The sequence below is a fragment of the Stutzerimonas zhaodongensis genome, from assembly GCF_003696365.1.
GTDB lineage: Bacteria > Pseudomonadota > Gammaproteobacteria > Pseudomonadales > Pseudomonadaceae > Stutzerimonas > Stutzerimonas zhaodongensis.
In genome coordinates this window covers 1-417 of sequence record NZ_RFFM01000021.1, presented here as the reverse complement: position 1 = coordinate 417, position 417 = coordinate 1, and the positions used below count along the sequence as shown (strand labels likewise).

The 417-nt window shown below is 55.6% G+C and carries 1 protein-coding gene; it reads left to right on the top strand.

Annotated features, from left to right (window positions below; all coding sequences use genetic code 11):
• A partial coding sequence (locus tag EA797_RS21620; protein WP_147456833.1) for a tyrosine-type recombinase/integrase occupies positions 1-417 on the top strand: 417 nt, incomplete at its 5' end.

The window sequence follows — 417 nt, the reverse complement described above, 5'->3', positions numbered from 1 at the left end:
GACGTACCGGATTATCTTGTTCCTCTATCGTCTCAGGCGGTCGAGGTGGTCAAAGCCATTCAGGTGTTCACTCGGCAGTACGACCTGCTTCTTCCGGGCCGTAACGACCCGAGCAAGGTGCTAAGCGAAAATACGCTGAATACCGCAATCAGGCGCATGGGATATGGCGAAAAGCTCACGGGCCATGGAATTCGCGGCACCCTGTCTACTGCTCTGTATGAAATGGGCTATCCGAGTCCATGGATTGAAGCGCAACTGTCTCATGCCGACGACAACAAAGTGCGCGGCGCCTACAACCATGCACTGTATGTCGATCAGCGCCGGGACATGATGCAGCGATGGGCCGACTATCTCGACCATCTAGCCGCTACGACGACGCCTTTCGACTCTCGATCCATTCCTCGACATCGGCCATAG